15 protein-coding genes and 1 tRNA gene are annotated in these 19,619 nt (G+C 43.6%); 9 read left to right on the top strand and 7 right to left on the bottom strand.

Going from position 1 to position 19,619, the window contains the following annotated elements; all coding sequences use genetic code 11:
• Positions 1-106 precede the first annotated feature (106 nt).
• Positions 107-850 (top strand): SDR family oxidoreductase, encoded by a 744-nt coding sequence (locus tag R7O03_RS09835; RefSeq protein ID WP_262645870.1) that lies wholly within the window; start codon positions 107-109, stop codon positions 848-850.
• Between the two features lie 142 nt (positions 851-992).
• Here the strand turns inward: R7O03_RS09835 and adhE are convergent, their stop codons facing one another.
• On the bottom strand, positions 993-3,695 hold the full coding sequence (adhE, locus tag R7O03_RS09830; protein ID WP_318131690.1) for a bifunctional acetaldehyde-CoA/alcohol dehydrogenase: 2,703 nt from the start codon (positions 3,693-3,695) through the stop codon (positions 993-995).
• Positions 3,696-4,345: 650 nt separating this feature from the next.
• Here adhE and R7O03_RS09825 point away from each other — a divergent pair.
• Together R7O03_RS09825 and R7O03_RS09820 are read left to right on the top strand one after the other, a co-directional pair.
• Entirely contained in the window at positions 4,346-4,984 is a 639-nt protein-coding gene (locus tag R7O03_RS09825; RefSeq protein ID WP_005380729.1) for a YchE family NAAT transporter, read from the top strand.
• Between the two features lie 35 nt (positions 4,985-5,019).
• Positions 5,020-5,883 (top strand): ion transporter, encoded by an 864-nt coding sequence (locus tag R7O03_RS09820; RefSeq protein WP_005380728.1) that lies wholly within the window; start codon positions 5,020-5,022, stop codon positions 5,881-5,883.
• Positions 5,884-5,940: 57 nt separating this feature from the next.
• Here the strand turns inward: R7O03_RS09820 and asd are convergent, their stop codons facing one another.
• On the bottom strand, positions 5,941-7,056 hold the full coding sequence (asd, locus tag R7O03_RS09815; RefSeq protein WP_005380727.1) for an aspartate-semialdehyde dehydrogenase: 1,116 nt from the start codon (positions 7,054-7,056) through the stop codon (positions 5,941-5,943).
• A gap of 431 nt (positions 7,057-7,487) precedes the next feature.
• Here asd and nhaC point away from each other — a divergent pair, with 431 nt between their 5' ends.
• Positions 7,488-8,921: a Na+/H+ antiporter NhaC gene (gene nhaC, locus R7O03_RS09810; RefSeq protein WP_318131689.1), complete on the top strand. Its 1,434-nt coding sequence runs from the start codon at positions 7,488-7,490 to the stop codon at positions 8,919-8,921.
• A 90-nt stretch (positions 8,922-9,011) separates the two neighbouring features.
• Here the strand turns inward: nhaC and R7O03_RS09805 are convergent, their stop codons facing one another.
• The 3 genes from R7O03_RS09805 to yejK form a co-directional block, all read right to left on the bottom strand.
• Entirely contained in the window at positions 9,012-10,175 is a 1,164-nt protein-coding gene (locus tag R7O03_RS09805; RefSeq protein ID WP_318131688.1) for a chemotaxis protein, read from the bottom strand.
• A 104-nt stretch (positions 10,176-10,279) separates the two neighbouring features.
• Complete coding sequence (locus tag R7O03_RS09800) at positions 10,280-11,608, bottom strand: Hpt domain-containing protein (RefSeq protein WP_225495493.1); 1,329 nt, start codon at positions 11,606-11,608, stop codon at positions 10,280-10,282.
• Between the two features lie 82 nt (positions 11,609-11,690).
• Entirely contained in the window at positions 11,691-12,689 is a 999-nt protein-coding gene (gene yejK / locus R7O03_RS09795; RefSeq protein WP_005380723.1) for a nucleoid-associated protein YejK, read from the bottom strand.
• A gap of 85 nt (positions 12,690-12,774) precedes the next feature.
• Here yejK and R7O03_RS09790 point away from each other — a divergent pair, with 85 nt between their 5' ends.
• From R7O03_RS09790 to R7O03_RS09780, 3 genes are all read left to right on the top strand, one after another.
• A complete protein-coding gene (locus R7O03_RS09790; RefSeq protein ID WP_005380722.1) occupies positions 12,775-13,002 on the top strand; it encodes a YejL family protein in 228 nt (75 codons plus the stop codon).
• Positions 13,003-13,024: 22 nt separating this feature from the next.
• The gene (locus R7O03_RS09785) at positions 13,025-14,833 is read left to right on the top strand and encodes a DUF3413 domain-containing protein (protein WP_318131687.1); all 1,809 of its coding nucleotides are present in this window, start codon (positions 13,025-13,027) and stop codon (positions 14,831-14,833) included.
• Positions 14,834-14,988: 155 nt separating this feature from the next.
• A tRNA-Ser gene (locus R7O03_RS09780) sits at positions 14,989-15,079 on the top strand.
• Positions 15,080-15,273: 194 nt separating this feature from the next.
• On the opposite strand, the gene R7O03_RS09775 is transcribed toward R7O03_RS09780, so the two are convergent.
• Complete coding sequence (locus R7O03_RS09775) at positions 15,274-16,197, bottom strand: histone deacetylase (RefSeq protein ID WP_005384909.1); 924 nt, start codon at positions 16,195-16,197, stop codon at positions 15,274-15,276.
• Positions 16,198-16,468: 271 nt separating this feature from the next.
• On the opposite strand from R7O03_RS09775, the gene R7O03_RS09770 reads away from it, so the two are divergent.
• A complete protein-coding gene (locus R7O03_RS09770; protein ID WP_213866419.1) occupies positions 16,469-17,158 on the top strand; it encodes an SDR family oxidoreductase in 690 nt (229 codons plus the stop codon).
• Positions 17,159-17,341: 183 nt separating this feature from the next.
• Positions 17,342-17,548 (top strand): hypothetical protein, encoded by a 207-nt coding sequence (locus R7O03_RS09765; protein ID WP_005380717.1) that lies wholly within the window; start codon positions 17,342-17,344, stop codon positions 17,546-17,548.
• Positions 17,549-17,592: 44 nt separating this feature from the next.
• Here the strand turns inward: R7O03_RS09765 and R7O03_RS09760 are convergent, their stop codons facing one another.
• Positions 17,593-19,560 carry a DNA topoisomerase III gene (locus tag R7O03_RS09760; RefSeq protein WP_017821143.1) on the bottom strand — a complete coding sequence of 656 codons (1,968 nt, stop codon included), beginning with the start codon at positions 19,558-19,560 and terminating at the stop codon, positions 17,593-17,595.
• Positions 19,561-19,619: the final 59 nt, after the last annotated feature.

Raw genomic sequence — 19,619 nt, 5'->3', positions numbered from 1 at the left:
ATACCTACACGTCAGAAATGTGACGTCTTACAAATTACCGCACAATAGTCCTCACTCGAAAGCGTTAGTTTGAAGCCTTTCACACTGAACTCAACGAATTTCAACCATGCTATTAGCACAAACCACTGGTGTAATGTTTTTCACATATGGATACAGTGAAGGTGCTATGGATATCAAAGAATCAATTATTCTCGTCACGTCTGCAGGTTCGGTTATAGGAAGAACCTGTGCAAATCACTTTGCTCACCTTGGAGCAACGTTGATTCTTTGTGACCAAAATTCTAGCGCTTTGAGAGCGAGCTATGAGCAAATCAGCGCTTTCACTGACAAAGTGTATGCGATGAATGTGTGTAGTGATAACACAACGTCCATTAACTTATTGTTTGACCAGATAGAATCACAGCTACGTGCGACACCAGATGTGATTGTTAATTGCTGGACCAGCTCTCCTATGCCTGGCTTAATGGCGCCAGAACCAATGAGTACTTACATTGATCACTTGTCGTCTGCGGCACGCTTCCTTTATACCTACGGCCAAGTAGGAGCAGAGCGCTTTCGAGCCAGAAACAAGAAAGGCGTCATTGTTAACGTCATTTCTCATGACAACCATGAAGACTTTACGGGAGTTGAAAGCATGGCGGCGTTGGTGTCAGGTTTTACTCACAGCTGGGCAAAAGAACTCACACCATTCAACATTCGAGTGGGCGGCGTTATTCCCTCGGTAAATCATACAAAAGAAGAGCTCAACGAGAGACACTGGGCTGAGATCCAAGACGAACTAGTCCGCAACACAGCATACATCGTCGCGAATGAATACTTCAGTGGCCGAGTAGTTGCGACCGAAGTGTAAGCATACACAGCAACTCTGTTTTCCCGAGCCAGATGTAACTCCTGCACCAAAATAAAAAAGCCCCAGTCACTTGACTGGGGCTTTAACCTTTTCCCGATTAAGGTTCCGTGCTAGCGAAAACCTTGCTCACTCGATTTTTTAATTACGCGTCAGCTTTTTCTTTCTTTGCTTTAGGTGCTGCTTTTGCTGCTTCTTGGTCTGCTTTCTTCTTGATAACAGTTGTACCTTCGAAAGTTTCGCCTTCAACAAATGCTTTACCGTAGTAAGAAGCCATCAACACATCTTTAAGTTCGCTGATTAGAGGGTAACGTGGGTTCGCACCAGTACATTGGTCATCGAACGCTTCTACCGCTAGCTCATCCAGTTTCGCTACGAAATCTGATTCAGCAACACCTGCCGCTTGGATAGACATTGGGATGTCTAGGTTAACTTTTAGTTCATCCAACCATGCTAGTAGACGTTCAATCTTCTGAGCAGTACGGTCACCTTCTTGGCTTAGGCCTAGGTGGTCAGCAACTTCAGCGTAACGACGACGTGCTTGTGGACGGTCGTATTGAGAGAACGCAGTTTGTTTAGTTGGATTGTCGTTCGCGTTGTAACGTACCACGTTAGAGATAAGTAGTGCGTTAGCTAGGCCGTGTGGCAAGTGGAACTCAGCACCCAGTTTGTGAGCCATTGAGTGACAAACACCTAGGAATGCGTTCGCAAATGCAACACCAGCGATAGTAGCTGCGTTGTGTACTTTCTCACGAGCGATTGGGTCATTTGCACCGTTCGCATAGCTTGATGGTAGGTACTCTTTTAGCATCTTAAGTGCTTGAAGAGCTTGGCCATCTGAGTATTCGTTAGCAAGAACTGATACGTAAGCTTCTAGAGCGTGAGTTACTGCATCGTAACCACCAAATGCTGTTAGAGACTTTGGCATGTTCATTACTAGGTTCGCATCAACGATTGCCATGTTTGGCGTGATTTCGTAGTCAGCTAGTGGGTATTTCGCACCAGTCTTGTCGTCAGTAACAACCGCGAATGGAGTAACTTCTGAACCAGTACCTGAAGTTGTAGTGATACATACAAGCTCAGCTTTTTTACCCATTTTAGGGAACTTGTAGATACGTTTACGGATGTCCATAAAGCGCATTGCTAGTTCTTCAAAGTGAGTTTCTGGGTGCTCGTACATTACCCACATGATTTTCGCTGCATCCATTGGTGAACCACCGCCTAGCGCTAGGATAACGTCAGGTTGGTAGCTAGCCATTTGAGACGCACCTTTTTCTACTACAGACAGTGTTGGGTCAGCTTCAACATCGAAGAATGTTTGAACTTCCATGCCTTGAGCTTTTAGTAGGCTTACTACGTCATCTGCGTAACCGTTGTTGAATAGGAAACGGTCAGTTACTAGGAATGCACGTTTCTTACCTTCTAGATCGCCCAGTGCGATTGGAAGGCTACCACGACGGAAGTAGATTGACTTAGGTAGTTTATGCCACAACATGTTTTCAGCTCGCTTCGCTACAGTTTTCTTGTTGATTAGGTGTTTAGGACCTACGTTCTCAGAGATAGAGTTACCACCCCAAGAACCACAACCTAGCGTTAGAGATGGCGCAACGTTGAAGTTGTACAAGTCACCGATACCACCGTGAGTAGTCGGGATGTTGATTAGGATACGAGCTGTCTTCATCTTGTCACCGAAGTAACGGATACGGTCAGCGTTAGTATCTTGGTTAGTGTAAAGACCAGATGTGTGGCCGATACCACCAATCTCAACCATAGTTACCGCTTGAGCAACCGCGTCTTCGAAGTTGTCAGCACGGAATAGACCTAGAGTTGGAGATAGTTTCTCGTGAGCGAATGCGTCATCGTGAGATACTTTGCCCAGACCTTCACCAACAAGAACTTTAGTGTCTGCTGGAACTTTAACGCCTGCCATTTCAGCGATTGCTGCTGCTGGCTGACCTACGATTTTCGCGTTTAGCGCACCATCGATAAGAAGCACTTTACGAACTTTATCAGCTTCTGCTTTGCTTAGGACATACGCTTTGTGAGAAGCAAAGCGCTCTTTCACTTCGTCGTATACTTCGTCTACTACGATTGCAGCTTGCTCAGAAGCACATACTACACCGTTGTCGAAAGTCTTAGACATAAGGATAGAAGCAACAGCACGTTTGATGTCTGCTGTTTCATCGATAACAACAGGAACGTTACCTGCACCTACACCGATTGCTGGCTTACCAGAAGAGTAAGCGGCTTTAACCATGCCTGGACCACCAGTTGCAAGGATAAGCGCGATGTCATCGTGTTTCATTAGAGCGTTTGAAAGCTCAACAGAAGGCTGGTCGATCCAACCGATGATGTCTTTTGGTGCGCCTGCTGCTACTGCTGCATCTAGAACGAGTTTAGCTGCATCGTTAGTTGAGTTTTTCGCACGTGGGTGTGGTGAGAAGATGATACCGTTACGAGTCTTCAAAGAAATTAGAGATTTGAAGATCGCTGTAGAAGTTGGGTTAGTCGTTGGTACGATACCGCAGATGATGCCTACAGGCTCAGCGATAGTCATAGTACCTAGGTTGTCATCCTCTTCTAAGATGCCACACGTTTGTTCGTCTTTGTATTTGTTGTAGATAAACTCAGAAGCGAAGTGGTTCTTGATTACTTTATCTTCAACAATACCCATACCAGATTCTTCTACCGCTTGTTGAGCTAGCGGGATACGGGCCTGGTTAGCTGCAAGCGATGCTGCACGAAAGATTTTATCTACTTGCTCTTGAGAGTAAGTAGCGAACTCTTCTTGCGCTTTCTTAACGCGAGCAACCATTGCATCTAGTTCAGCCATATTAGTTACAGGCATAGGGAATCTCCTAAAATTAACAAATATTAAAAACTTTTTACTAAGGCTATTACTTATCGTTTTTACTGTTTATCAGTCACTTAGAAAACAAACGTCTTAGTAAATTGCTTTCAGGACTGAGTATAATATTTCAGAGTGTGAAAAAAATTGACTTGGATCAGTTCTCACCACCTAAATACTACCAAAGTGGTGCCTCATCACACCAAAATGACATAAATCACTGATAAACAAATAAATTAACTTTCATTTTTTATTGAGTAAAAAAGAAGCAAATGGACAAATAAATAAAAGAAACTACAACAACCTGTAAAAAAGTTTCATTTTTGACCAACAAAATTACATGTAGGCCCAATTCTTTGTGCTACTGAGAGTATATCGAACCGAATACATCTCTCTACAAACCACCTTGGTTTTTATCAAAAATGTGCGAATGTTAACGTTTATATAAAACAGTGCAATTTATCAGCAACTTTATACGTAACATTTCCTTTCCAGATTAGATACAGTTTATTAAAGAATTAGTTTTTCTCACTTAAATGGCAGGGAATGCGTTAGTTTTTTTCATTTCTTACAACCTAACTTTTGCCTTACATTACGCCCAAATTACCCCTTCTCCTTTTCACTAATGTGAACTTTGATGAGTACGCAACATGCAAACTTTTGAACTTGCTATCTTCTTGCAGTTTTTTCTCGGTTTGGTCGCCGCAGTAAACCCTGTTGGTATCATGCCTGTGTTTGTGTCACTAACCGGGCATATGACACCAGACGAAAAGCGCAATACGGCAACAACAGCAAATGTGGCTGTTGCGATCATCCTGATCATTTCGCTTTTTGCTGGTCAGTTACTGTTAGACATGTTCAGTATTTCTCTGGATTCGTTTCGTGTCGCTGGCGGGTTGCTATTACTTAGCATCGCATTCTCGATGATGAGCGGTAAACTGGGGGAAGATAAGCAGAACAAACAAGAGAAAACGGAATACGTCAGTCGTGAACAGATTGGTGTGGTCCCTCTTGCAATGCCTTTAATGGCAGGTCCTGGTGCAATCAGTTCGACTATTGTTTATGGTGCACGCTACCCAAGCATGTTCGATACCGTGGGCATTAGTATTACGATTGGTTTGTTCTGCCTTTGTTCATGGCTATTGTTCCGCTCTGCCCCATTGATCGTACGATTTTTAGGTCAAACTGGAATCAACGTCATTACTCGTATCATGGGTTTGATATTGGGCGCGCTTGGCATAGAGTTCATTGCGAATGGCTTACGCAACTTATTTCCAGGATTAGCCTGAGTTTCTATAAAATTGTATGATAGAGCGATTCAACAATGGATCGCTTTGTCATGACGACTGACTCTCTTAAACATACTCTATATGTCACCATTTTTGGTACTCATACCAAAGCTGGTAAAACGTTCGATATTGCTCTCATTATCGCGATCATCAGTTCGTTAATCGTACTGGTGTTAGATTCGATACCCTCCGTTCGGGCCGAGTGGGAAAAAGAGCTGAAGTTTATTGAATACACATTTACTGGCCTATTCACGATTGAATACCTTCTAAGGCTTTATTGCTCTCCTAAACCTGCCGCCTACGCAAAGAGTTTTTATGGTGTCGTCGATTTACTTGCGATTTTGCCCACCTATTTAGCACTCTTCTTCCCATCCGCTTCGTTTATGGGTGTGATCAGGGCGCTGCGAGTGATGCGAATATTCCGCATACTCAAGTTAGTCCGATACCTCCAAGAGTCCAATATCCTCTTACGTTCACTGCTTATGGCGCGCAGAAAGATTTTTATCTTCTTTAGTTCCGTCGCCATTATGGTAACGATTTTCGGCTCGTTGATTTTTATCATTGAAGGACCTGAAAACGGATTTACTAGCATTCCTAAGAGTATTTATTGGGCGATCGTGACCATCACAACGGTTGGGTATGGTGACTTGGTCCCTCAAACAGACCTAGGTAAAGGGCTTGCATCACTCACCATGTTACTGGGTTATTCCATTTTGGCGGTACCTACAGGTATTTTCACTGCCGAACTGCACCAAGAGATGCAATCGCACAAAGTATTGGTGAAATGCCCAAACTGCTCCCACGCAGGGCACGACTCTGACGCAATTTACTGTAAACATTGTGGTAGTGAACTGGCCGATCCAGACAAAAGAGTCGTTCGAACGGAAGACGACGCATGAAAAAAGAGCTCCCTAAGGAGCTCTTTTATTTTGTCATCAAATAAAGGATTGATGTGATTATGCTTTCTCAGACAGAATAATTCGCAGAGTACGACGCAATGGCTCCGCAGCACCCCAAAGCAGTTGGTCACCAACAGTGAAAGCATTTAGGAAATCATCACCCATTGCCATCTTACGTAGACGACCCACTGGTACAGACATTGTGCCCGTAACTTTTGCTGGCGTTAGCTCTTGAGCAGTGATGTCACGGTCGTTAGGAATCACTTTCACCCAATCGTTATGAGTGGCGATGATTTCTTCGATTTCGTCCATTGGTACATTTTGTTTAAGCTTGATAGTAAGTGCTTGAGAGTGACAACGCATCGCGCCAATACGCACACAAGTACCGTCAATTGGAACAGGTGAACTTTGAGAACCCAAAATTTTATTCGCCTCAGCGCCCGCTTTCCACTCTTCTTTACTCTGACCATTATCGCGCTTCACATCGATCCATGGGATCAACGAACCAGCTAGTGGCACACCGAACTTATCGGTAGGGAAAGAGCCGCTGCGCATTGTATCCGCGACTTTCTTATCGATATCTAGGATAGAGCTTGATGGGTTTGCAAGTTCAGAGCTAACAGAGTCATTGATAACGCCCATTTGCGAGATCAATTCACGCATATTTTGCGCACCAGCACCAGATGCGGCTTGGTAAGTCATTGCGCTTGTCCACTCAACAAGGCCTTTCTCAAATAGACCACCTAGCCCCATTAGCATTAAACTAACCGTACAGTTACCACCGACAAATGTGTTCGTGCCACCGTGGATGCCTTGTTGGATTTGCTTTAAGTTCACTGGATCAAGTGTGATGATCGAATCTTCAGCCATACGTAGCGTGGAGGCCGCGTCAATCCAGTAGCCTTTCCAACCAGCCTGACGAAGTGCAGGGAAAACTTTTTCTGTGTAGCTACCACCTTGACAGGTGATTACCGCATCAAGCTGTTTTAAGCTTTCAATATCATACGCGTCTTGCAGTAAGCCTGCGTCTTTTCCTAAGTTAGGAGCAGGAATACCAACTTGAGAAGTACTGTAGAATACTGGTTCGATTAGGTCGAAGTCTTTCTCTTCAACCATACGCTGCATAAGGACTGAACCAACCATACCGCGCCAACCAACTAAACCAACTCTCATCGTATTAACTCTCCATGTATTAAAAAACCTACCCCATAGTTAATTTTTCACAGCAAAATCTCAACCCCTATTTTGTAAATAAGCGCGTTTTTTAACCTTTTCCTCTGAAAAACCGGGTTACACGAGATTTTTTAGTGTTTGGTTTGCGGTTTTAACCATTTTTCAAGTAGGGAAAGCACTTTAGTCCCCTAATTGGTCTTACCACTCAATGAGAAAATAACACATGAAGCACAATAATTTCACATTACACAACATTTAAAACCAAAAAAGTTAAAACAAACTAACAGTTAATTTCACAAGCAAACGTTTTTACCGACGAACATCAAGATAAAACACCAAATGTTCGAAATATAATTTTTGTTAATGTATGTTATGCGCGATTACAACAAGGAGCGCCTTCCTCTATTGCTCCAAGATTGACAGAGGCACATATGAAGCAAGTTACACCACGCCTACCAAGCTTGATACAGGTATTTATCTCGCTCGGTTTATTTCTCCTGCTGGCATTTTCGTTCACAGCCAAGCTAGACCTACCGATTCAGCTAGCGCTATACATCGGTTGGTTCATTGTCATGATATTGGGCATAAAGCTTGGCCATCAGTATAAAGATCTGGAAAAAGCAGCACTAAATGGCATTTCCAATGGACTTGGAGCCGTTTTAATCCTTTTGGCCGTTGGCGCGCTTGTAGGTACTTGGATCTCTGGTGGTATTGTTCCAACCATTATTTACTACGGCCTTAAAGCAATCCACCCTTCCATCTTTTTGCTCGCGACCATGATCATCTGTTCATTGACTGCGCTAGCGACTGGCACATCTTGGGGTGCGGCTGGCACGGCAGGTATTGCAATGATGGGTATCGGTCAAGGTCTTGGTGTTCCTGCGCCAATCACTGCAGGTGCCGTACTTTCAGGTTGTTACTTTGGTGACAAAATGTCGCCTCTATCGGATTCAGTAATCCTTGCTTCATCTATGTCTAACGTTGAAGTGATGGAACATATTAAAGGCATGTTGCCGATAGCACTCATTAGCTACATTATTACAGGCATTATGTTTACTGCATTTGGCTTCCACTACGCAGGTCAAGTTGACATGAGCCAGGTAGACTCTGTCATTAAAGCGATGGAACAGCAGTTCTACATCACCCCTTACTCATTTGTTCCTGTGATCATCGTATTGTCACTTCTAGCGATGCGTATGCCTTCATTTCCAGTGATCAGTTTTGGTTCTCTGCAAGGTATTATTTGGGCAGTGATGATCCAAGATGTCGATTTCCTAACCGCGTTCAACACGGCTTGGGCTCCGTTTGCAATCTCATCTGGCGTAGATTTCATTGACTCAATCCTTAACCGTGGCGGCATGTCTTCAATGCTTGGGTCGGTAGCGGTTATCGTATTCGGCCTTGGTTTTGGCGGTCTACTAGATAAAGTAGGCGTGCTAGAGACTATCGCGAAGCTGTTTGAAAAACGCGTTCAAAGTGCAGGTTCATTAGCAACAAGCACAATTGGTACGGCCTTTATGGGCAACGTATTTGGTTCAGCGATGTACGTTTCACTTATTCTGACCCCAAAAATCTGTGCGAAGAACTATGACCGTCTAGGCTACAAACGTAAGAATTTGTCTCGTAACGCAGAATTTGGCGGCACGCTAACCTCAGGTATGGTCCCTTGGAGTGACAACGGTATCTACATGGCCAGTATTTTGGGTGTTGCTACACTGTCTTATGCCCCGTTCATGTGGCTGAGTTTTGTATGTATCATCGTAACGATCTTCACTTCTTACATGGGTTGGTTTGTTGATAAGTGCGAACCAACAGCAGAAGCAGTTGAAGAAGCTGAAGGCGAATTAAAGCAGCAAACCGCTTAACTTCGCAGAGATAGGAAGAACCTCCCTTCCGAATTCAATACTAAAAAAGAGCGCTTTAAAGCGCTCTTTTTTTATTTCCAAAACAAATCGTTAGCTTTGTTTGACTGGCGTTTTCACGGCTGCACGCTTCCCAAACCAATAGCCAAATCCAAGCGGTGCAAAGAATATAACGGCAATGAACAGAATAAAGTAGATGATGGTACTTTTGACAAGTTCAATCAGCTTAGTCATGGCGAGATTCACAACCTCTTGCGACACTCGATCCATATCTTGAGCAAACTTCTCGCGCTCATGGGTAATGATCTGTGCGATTTCTTGGCGCTCTCTGGCAACCATCAGCTCTATAGCTTGGCGCTCTTCACCCAACTGAGATAAACGCGCCTCCGTCCTTTGATCGATATCGTCAACCAAAGGTTGTAACTCCAGCGCCATTTGTTCTGCCAAATAGCGCATGTACTCTGGGTTGTTATCGATAAAATCCCTCATCGAATCAGCGGTAACTTGCAAACTATTGAGCGCCGCATTGACTTTTTCGATACTGGCAGAGCTATTCAAGGCCAACAACTGCGCTTTCCACGTCATAATTTTTGGTGTCTGCTCTGATACCAGACTTAGACGATCAGAGACATCCCCGAGAGCTTCTGGCATCGTGCCTAGCGTTGTAACGGCTTCCTCTTCGCTAATTTGGTTTGCATCTAACCACCTACGGTAAGCCGGAGTCCTAATCATGCTTAAATCAGCGAATGGATGCTGCTTGGCGAACTCTGCAACAAACGTTTTTGTCTTGATGTATGCTTCTTTCTTCAATAAAGATTGAGCCAGTTTATCTACCTCTTTCGCTAAATAAACGGAAACTAACTTGGCCTCATCAGACGCAAAGAGCTCATTACCAGAAGCGGTAATAAAAAACTGTTCCATTTGTAGCGTGAAAGTCCATGTATCAATCAGTGCAGCCATTGGGGACACTTGGTATGCAGAAGCTTGGATGCCTTCTTCAGCATTTATCTTCCAAAGTAAAATATAAGATTGATGAACTTTATCATGAGGCTCATATTGTTCGTGTAGTGCATCTGCTGCTTGCTCAACCTGAGCAAAAAACTGCTGCGCGTACTCACGAGTCAAAAGACGCATATTGAGCTCTTGTTTTGTAAGAGGGACGGTTTGACTCTCGATCTTGACTTCGAGCAGGGAGCACCCTGAAAGCATCATAACCAGCCCTATCAACATCATTGAAGACATTCGGCGAACGGACATGAAAACACCTTTAACAAATTGTATAGAACAGGAATAAAGCGAACTAAGTCATATAGTTCGAGCCTTTATTACCTCAACTCTTATGACATTAAGTCAGAGCAATATCAATCTGTTAGCGCTTCTGTTATCTTTTCACTATTGAGAACATTATTAGCAAAAAGTATGGTTTGTTTTAGGACATCATCTAAACATGCCAACTTCTCTTCCGGCACTTTTTGCCCTTGTTTAATCAACAGTTCAATATCACCCGAAATACAGTGCAGTGGCATTGCACCTAAACTCCCTGAGACCCCTTTAAGGCTGTGTGCGGCTCTTTGCGCTTGCTCTTTATCCTCTTCTAACAGCTGATACATTTTAGTGCCATCGCCTGAGTGGTCCTGAATAAAGACCTCCAGTAACATCCGCACAGCGCCCTCGTCACCAGACAGAGAATCTAACATTTTATTGATATCTATGTACGGCTCACGTTCCACTACTTCCACTTGTGATGAATTCACCTCATTACAACTTTTTTCGTTCATTTGGACGTTTTGAAAATTTTCTGACTGAGCTGAGGGAACAGTGTTAGCTCCATTTTCATCATCGCCAACTTGCTCTGACTTTTTATCATCGGTTCTGGGTAGTGGTATCGGTTGACTCGTTTTTGGGGAGAAGGCTCCCCATGAAATGAGGAAAAGGAGCAAACCACTGATTACAGACAACCAAACAATAAAAGTCATTAGCTTCTGTTCCAACTGATCATTTATCGAAGTTAACTGGTTCGGGAAATCTGGATTAAGCAGGTGATTGGATAAATAACTGCCCTGTGCCTGAGCAGATAGTGCGCTTGAGGTTTGAGCAAGCTGGCGCTGAAGAGCGCTTCGCTCTTCGGGAGAGAGCGTCTCTGATTCAATAAAAAGTCGGTCTAAGTCACGGTAAGTATCGCTATTCGTTGCAGAGTCACTAAAGACAGACTCAAAAACAAGCGCACCTAAGCGATAGTACATTGCCTGAATTTGCTCAGAGTTTTCTGTTCGAGCACGGCTGCTTCGTAACTGTTCTGCTAACGAAACCAATTCACTGTCACTTCTTACAAAAGCTCGAGCACTTTCTAAAAATCGGTCGGTCGTATAAAGCAATTGAGTGATGTCTGGTGTGATTTTCCCTTCAGAAAACTCACTTTCAAGCTGTAAGCGAACTGCATAAGCCAACTGAAGTTTCAGTGAAATTTGGTCGACGTGTTTAACACGGTAAGGCAGATCGAAGTTAAAAAAGTGCCTGACTTCTTCAACTTTACTTCCTAACTCATTTACAGTCGAAATCGTTTGAATCGTTTGTTTGGCTTGCAGCCAAATGCCAAGTGCTAAAACACACCACAAAACGAACCAGAACCAAACAAACCGCCGTATTCCTTCTTTTAGCTTCAGCAACACTTGCCCCTCGCATATCTCCATTAATTACAAGCATATACTATGGATGTTTCTTATTCACATAAAAAAAGAGAGCCGTTTGCTCTCTTTATTTAACGATATGATTTTAATTGCGACTTAACTGATCTTTTAGATTTGGAGGCGTCCCTTTAATCGTTAAGGTATCCGTCTCTGGATCATAAAAAATACGCTCGCCAAGTAAGAGACTATCGAAGCTAATATTCAAACCACCACCAGCTCCAACAAATTTAGTCAGTTTGCGAACCGTCGCACGATCACCTGGGAAAGACTCTTCAAGTTCGTACCCTTGCTCTTTGGTGAAATCCATAAAGCTCGTGCCATCTTGGCTTTGAGGAAGCTCTCCGGAAAGTTCTGAGATTTGAACCTCATCACCGGATTTAATTTGCTCATTGCAGTAGTCGTAAACTTGTTTCTTGTACTCGTTCACTTCTTGCTTTTCTAGCTTCGAGTCAGCACAAAAATCATCTACCGCCTGCATCAACACTAAGTTTTGTTGTTTAGTATCTAAGCCAATATCCGCTTGCAGAAAATCTAGGAAGAAGTCCGCCACTTTACGGCCAACGCGTCCTTTAATGTATTGCAGATAACGATTGGATTCCTTGTCGGTCTCGTAGCTCGACAGGTCGATGCGTGCGGCAATATCCATTTTGGTGATATCTAAGTAATCTGTCGCACTGATGTCCAAACCTTCGGTCACTTTTAAACTCTGATTCATTGGTAAGATACCGATGAACAAGTAGTCCGTTGCTAAACTCTGATACTCAGCGAAAACCAAGATACCTTCATCCGCAAATGGGTACTTAATCAACTCTTCTTTCAAGCGATTTGCACTAATTTGTGAGAAGTCGTAAAAATCTCGCTCTCCTTTGCGCATTTCTTGAAGCCAAAATTGAAATTCGCTGTCTGACTGGAAAGCGCCAAAACCTTTACCAGCTTTAGAATGGAATACTCGGTGAAGCTCAGCGACTAAGTTTTCTGTAGATGCATCGTTCTCTAATGATGCTGGACGAAAGTTTACAACCAGCTCGTCCTGATCGTTTTTGCACAGTTGATGCAGAATAACGTTTGAAAGATGAAGACTCATAGTGATTTTATCTTGCTACAAGGTTTTAGTTGATGGGCATTGTAGGTTATCATAAGCCGCTTTTACTATCATTATTAGAGTCTTTATGCCGATTACATCTAAATATACTGACGAGCAAGTAGAAAAAATTCTTGCTGAAGTAGCAACAGTTCTTGAAAAACACGCTGCTTCTCCTGAGTTGACGCTAATGATTGCCGGAAATATCGCAACCAATGTCTTAAATCAACGTGTTGCTGCTTCACAACGCAAAGCGATTGCTGAAAAATTTGCTCAGGCGCTGATGTCTTCTTTAGAAACACCAAAAACACACTAATCACGGACAATAGAACACATACATGGTAGACAGCGGAAACTCATACGGCGAACGTGTATCTCGACTAGTTGGTTGGGGTCACTGGTTTGCATTCTTCAATATCGTTGCATCGATGTTGATAGGCACACGCTACATTGTTCAATCTCCTTGGCCCGAGACGTTACTTGGTCAGTTTTATCTGGCGGTTTCTTGGGTTGGTCACTTTGGCTTTCTAGTTTTCGCACTTTACTTGCTTGTTCTATTCCCGTTGACGTTTATCCTGCCATCGCGGAAATTGTTCCGTTTGGTGGCAGTGATTTTCGCAACCGTTGGGCAAACCATATTATTAATTGATACCCAAGCGTATCAGTCGATCAATTTGCACTTAACTCCCGTTGTCTGGGAGTTACTATTCAGCGAAGACAAAAGTGCACTCAGCACTGACCTACAACATTTATTTGTTGTGATGCCGCTGATCTTCCTTATTCAACTCGCACTATCCGAATGGGTATGGCGAAAACAGCGCAAACTATCTCATAAGCACGTAGGACGCCCTCTCGCGGCCGTCTTTTTCCTCAGCTTTATGACCAGCCATTTGGTTTACATTTGGGCAGATGCGTATTTTTACAACCCAATTACTAGCCAGCGTTCAAACTTCCCGTTGTCTTACCCGATGACGGCGAAGAGTTTTATGGAAAAACATGGTCTACTTGACCGTGAGGAATACCTAAAACGTTTAGCAGAAAACGAAGGCAACGTAGAGTTAGTCAACTATCCTCTTGAAAAGCTTGAGTTTAACCGCCGAGTTAATAAGCTCAATGTGTTGATGATCAGCATAAACAATTTACGAGCGGATGCGCTTAACCAAGAAGAGATGCCTAACCTCTATGAGTTTGCTGAAAACAATCAGAACTTCCGTAATCATTACAGCTCAAGTAATGATACATACGGGGCCTTTGGTTTGTTCTATGGCTTACCGACTAGTTATGCATCAAGCATCAAGGCGCAAGGTGCGTCCCCAGTATTGCTCGATGTACTGAAAGAGCAGGGCTACAACTTTGGTTTATTCAGTGGCAGTGGGTTTGAAGATGATCTCTACTCAGAAATTATTTTCCGCGACTTGAACTTAGCGAAAGACCTAGATGGCACGCAAGCTCATACCGATAAACAATCTATCGCAAACTGGAATACATGGTTAGCAGAGAAAGCAAGTCAGCCATGGTTTAGTTATATCGAAGTCACCACCGTTGATAATTTTGAATCGATTCCTTCAAATAATGACGAAGAAATGCCCGCAAGTGAGCGATTCAAAAAAGCTTATGAATATGCAGTGAAGTCGGCGGATAGAACTATCGCCGGTATTATTGATGAACTAGAAACGACGGGACAACTGACAAACACCATCGTAATCATCACTTCTAATCACGGTAGTGAATTTAACGAAACCAATACGAACAGCTGGGGAGCAAACAGCAACTACAGCCGTTATCAATTACAAGTTCCGATGGTGATCCATTGGCCTGGAATGCTGGCTGGCGAATTTAATCACAGCACAAGTCACTTGGACCTCTCGGTTACACTGTTGCAAGATATGCTCGGCGTATCTTCCAACCCATATGATTACAGTAGTGGTCGCAACCTATTCGATGAAAGTCGTCGTCGCTGGATCTTGGCGGGCGATACTCGCGAGCTTGCCTTAATTACTAGCTCACAAACCACAGTGATCGATAAGTTTGGCAACTACAAGCTGTATGACAAAAACTACAAACGACTTCGAGATGATGCACCGAAGTTGCCAGTTTTGATGCAAGGTTTAACTGAGTTACAGCGTTTTTACTCTAAAAACGATTAATACCTAGCAATCCATATACTATTCAAACTCCCCTTTTGGGGGAGTTTTTTGTTTATTTAAACAACACAAACCACAAATTTGCGCAGTAAACATCCAATCAGTTCAACTAGGGGTTTACAACATTTTCAAAGCCTTATATTATTCGCCTCAACAACGGAGAGATGGCTGAGTGGTTGAAAGCACCGGTCTTGAAAACCGGCATACGTTAATAGCGTATCTAGGGTTCAAATCCCTATCTCTCCGCCACTTTTAGAAAAAGCCCGCTAAGAAATTAGCGGGCTTTTTCGCATCTCCAGACTTAAAAAGATTTGTACAAATCACTTACCACTTCTTGAACGCAACTAAGCACTCCGCCACACTCAGAAAGAACCCACAAAAAATTAATGCCCTTTTCGTTCGTTCCAGTGTTGAATCAATTTGATATTTACGTCTAGTTGTATCTACTCATCAATAAAGACTTCTTTAGCGGCATTGATAAGCTGCAAATGGATTGGGACGAGGTCAGCATGATTCGTTCGATATCCACCTCCAACGACAGCTGCGACAGGGATACCTCGAGATTTCACTGTTTGCATTAAAAATCTATCACGTTCTAAAATCCCTTGCGTCGACACATCAAAATATCCAAGCTCATCGTCTTGATGTATATCGACACCAGCATCGTAGATAACCAAATCAGGGCGATGAAGATTAAGTGCCATATCGACCACTTCTTTAAACGCCATTAAAAAATCCTCATCACCTGTTCCTCGCACCAAAGGCACATCGAGGTCAGACTGAGGCTTCCTCGCTGGAAAGTTTTTATCACAGTGGAAAGAAAGCGTGATGATATCTGGCTCATCGTCACATAAAGTTGCTGTTCCATCCCCATGATGAACATCACTGTCAATGATCAATACTTTATCGACATGCTCAACTTCGAGTGCTTGCCTAGCCGCGATCACTAAGTCATTAAATAAACAAAAACCACTACCAAACTCTTTGTGTGCGTGATGATACCCACCACTCAAATGAATGGCCACTCCGTACTCAAGTGCCTTTTTTGCGGTCAGAGCCGTGCCCGCTGCTGAAGTTAGCGTTCTGGTAATGAGAGACTCACTCCAAGGAAAACCTATTCGGCGCATCTTCGCAGCTGGCATGTTTCCACTAACAAGCAACTCGACGTATTCCTCGTCATGAACACGTTTTACTTCCCCAACAGTTAATGCTTCGGGCTGGAAAAACTGCGTGTGCTCTTTCCAGTTATCTTTCTCCATGTGCACCAATACCGATTCATAGAGGTACTGGTATTTCATAATTGGGTAACGATGCCCCTCTGGCAACTCAAGTTGAGAATAAATCGGGTGGTAGATAAATGGCAGCATGAGAAATTCTTAATAACAATGGTAACGAAATAGTATCAACTTCAAGGGTTGAATAAAATGCAATTTAATTGATAATGATTTTCAATATCAATTAAATTTAATATACATATGAATTCTACTTTCTTTGCTATTCTCGGCGCACTGTTTGGCTCTCTTTGTGCTCTGTCCCTATTTTCATCTCTCGTTGTTGGTGCGTGGTGGTTGGTTGATTTTATTGTGCTTAGCTAACACAATGACTTTCAACTGAAATCAAAAAAACATAGGTGTTTGTATGAGTCAAACCGTCTTTATTACCGGAGCAAATCGCGGCATTGGCCTTAGCTTAACTGAGCTGTACCTGAACCAAGGCCACCAAGTACATGCTACTAGCCGCTCCTTAGAGAACAGTTCAGAACTACAAACTCTAGCCTCACAATTCAGCAATCTAGTTTTGCACGAACTGGATGTCACGCACTACGAACAAGTCGCTAAGCTTGCCGATAAACTCCCTGCCATCGACTTACTCATCAATAATGCAGGATATTACGGCCCCAAGGGATATGGCTTTGGAAATACTGACGTAGAAGCATGGCGTAAAGTCTTCGAAGTAAACACCATTGCTCCGTTAAAACTGGTTGAGTACTGTTACCCTCGCTTACAACAAGGCAAGATGAAAAAGATTGCTTGTATCTCATCAAAAGTCGGCAGTATGACCGAAAATACGTCCGGCGGCGGCTATATTTATCGCTCATCGAAAGCGGCGCTTAACTCGGTTGTGAAAAGCTTAAGTAATGATTTAACACCTGAAGGATTTACCGTTTTAGCGCTTCACCCTGGTTGGGTAAAAACGGCAATGGGCGGGCCAAATGCTTTGATAGATACGCAAACCTCCGCGCAAGGCCTAGCGAACGTGATAGAGCTGAGCACACCGCAGCTTTCAGGTCGATTTATTAACTACGATGGTACTGAGTTACCTTGGTAGCAGCATTAAGACACAACCGTCACTAAACCAAATACCATCAATGCCAGGCTTCATAATCGTGACTTGGTTGGCAAACATAATGTTCATCAGTGATCCACCAGCATAATTCGCGCAATCTAACTTGAATTTATCTACATCCAATCCAGACTTAGGAAAAAGTAGAACAAATAAGGAGAAAGCACGATGGCAGCAGATAGGGATTTGGTTAATTTTAGCGAAGAGCACGAACTAAATTACTGCTTGAGAAGTGCTGGTAAACGCCAAACTCAAGCGAATCGAGATACATTAGTTGACTTGGGCAACCAGGTGAAAGAGGTACTGGACAAACGCGTGTTAACTCAAGGTGAAGTAAGAGGCGCGATCCAAAACCACGGTGATCTGTTCGAGTAATCTATTTTCAAGCATGCGCGGAGTTTAATTACGCCGCGCTTGTCCTATGCCTGCTTACCTTTGGTTGCACGAGATTTAGTCGCGCCACCATTCTTTGAATAACTGCGCTTTTTACGTTTAAACGCAGGACGTTCCACCTTGGGTAGATGACGTAATGAATCAGGGATAGGCCCTGCTTTTACTTGTGCCATCAAGCTATCAATGCGTTGTTCCAGTGCTTGCATGAACGGCTGATATGCTTGATTTCTCTCTGCCATACCTTGTAACTGGTGCTCCCAATGAGCCGTCATATCAGGGTATGTTGAATCTTCTGGCAAGGCATGAATGAGACCTCTTCCCGCAGGAGAACTGAGAATTGACTTACCTTGACGCGTAAGCAGTTGGCGTTTGAACAGCGTGTCCAAAATACCAGCGCGAGTCGCTTCCGTGCCTAGCCCATCAGTGTCACGAAGGATTTTTTTCAGTTCTTTATCCGCAACGTAACGGGCGATCCCGGTCATCGCTTGCAACAGCGATGCCTCGGTAAAATGCTTTGGTGGCTCGGTTTTTCGGTCTTTTATTTCCCCTTCACGACAAGTTAACACGGTGCCTTCGGGTAGCGGTGGCACGGCATCAATACCTTCATCTTCCTTGTCAGTTTTGCCCATTAGCGCTTTCCAACCCGGCGAAACTAACTGACGACCTTTCGCGACAAACGTACCACCAGCGATATCGAAAACCAATTTCGCTTCTGCGTAAACCGCCGCCGGATAGAACTGCATGAGGTACTGGCGCGCAATCAATTGATACACTTTCATCTCATTGCCGGAAAGCGCATTCACATTAGCTTGCTTCGGTGTAGGGATAATCGCATGGTGCGCATCCACTTTTTTATCGTTCCAGGCTTTGGACTTTAATGTTAAGTCTGCTCCCTGAACGGCAACTTGCAACTCTTTTGCGTTATTCGCAATAGCAGTTGTCACCGTCCCTGCTTGTGAGTAGTGTTCCATCGGTAAATAGCGACAATCTGAACGCGGGTAAGTGATCAGCTTGTGCTTTTCATACAATGCCTGACAAGTATCTAGTACTTGTTGCGCACTCATACCATAGCGCTTCGCGGCATCGATCTGTAAAGCAGATAACGAATAAGGTAATGGTGCTGATTGCTTGGTTTGCTTTTGTTCCGACTCCGTCACTTTTGCAGGTTGATTTGCAATACGGTTTGCAACGTTTTCCACTAACTTACGGTTTAACACTCGCCCTTCTTCATCCTGCCAAGGCTTGCATGCCTCACTTGGCTTCCAACGAGCACGAATATCAAAAGTACCATTGGCATCTTGATATGGGATCAGAGCATGTAGGGTAAAATAGTCCTTCGGGACAAAGTTTTCGATTTCCTCATCACGACGCACCACTAAGCCAAGAACTGGCGTTTGTACTCGCCCTACCGAGAGAACACCTTGATACCCTGCTTTTTGACCAAGCAAGGTATAAGCACGAGACATGTTCATACCATACAGCCAATCAGCCCGAGAGCGGGCCAATGCTGAAACTGAAAGTGGGATAAACTCGCGATTACTGCGCATAGAACTGAGAGCACGTTTAACCGCAGGTAAGTTTAAGTCGGAAATCAACAAACGCTGTGTAGATTCCTTCTTGGTTTTAGATAACTTGCAATAGTCGAGAACTTCATCAACTAACAGCTGACCCTCTCGATCTGGGTCTCCTGCATGAATGACTTCGTTAGCTTCTTTGAGCAATTTACGAATCACTGTTAATTGCTTACTTGCACTTTTCCTCGGTCTGAGCTGCCATTGCTGCGGAACAATTGGTAAATCTGCCATATTCCACTTTTTATAACGCTCATCGTAAGCGTCGGGTTCGACTTGTTCGAGTAAGTGGCCGATACACCAAGTAACGATATCCCCGTTCCCACAGCGGATGAATCCTTGATCTTTCTTTTGAGGGTTTGGCAGTGCAGCGGCAATCGCACGGCCTAAACTTGGTTTTTCAGCAATAAACAGACGAGACATAACGTTTTGGAAATAAATATAATTAGGGCCACATTATCGAATGTAGCCCTAATAAATCA

This window comes from Vibrio sp. Vb2960 (genome assembly GCF_033337665.1).
Taxonomy (GTDB): Bacteria; Pseudomonadota; Gammaproteobacteria; order Enterobacterales; family Vibrionaceae; genus Vibrio; species Vibrio alginolyticus.
This window is presented reverse-complemented; position numbering and strand designations above follow the sequence as displayed.